Below are 399 nucleotides of genomic sequence, written 5' to 3'. Positions count from 1 at the left end.
TCGACCAGCTGATCCGCCGCGTCGGCCGGCAGGGGCGGGACCCGATGGACGATCCGCTCGCCGGTGAGCCCACCGTCTCCACCTACCACTCGTACGCGGGGCGGATCGTCACCGAGCACGGGCTACGGGCTGGCTACGAGCCGTCCACCCGGCTGCTCACCGAAGCGTCCCGCTGGCAGTTGGTGGACCTGCTGGTGCGCAACTACGACGGCGACATGTCCGAGGTGGACCGGATGCCGAGCACCATCACCGACGCGGTGCTGGCGCTCGCCGGGGAGTTGGACGAGCACCTGGTCGCGCCGGACGAGTTGGCGGCCTGGACCGGTCGATTCTTCGCCGAGGTGCAGTCCCGGCCGGGTCGGGTGTACGCCGACGTGCGCAAGGCGCTCACCCTGCAGC

1 pseudogene is annotated in these 399 nt (G+C 71.2%); it reads left to right on the top strand.

The window, feature by feature from the left end:
* A pseudogene (locus KBX53_RS35925) lies at positions 1–399 on the top strand (ATP-dependent helicase); the annotation flags it as partial.

The organism is Micromonospora sp. M51 (assembly GCF_018070305.1).
Classification (GTDB): domain Bacteria; phylum Actinomycetota; class Actinomycetes; order Mycobacteriales; family Micromonosporaceae; genus Micromonospora; species Micromonospora parva.
This window is presented reverse-complemented; position numbering and strand designations above follow the sequence as displayed.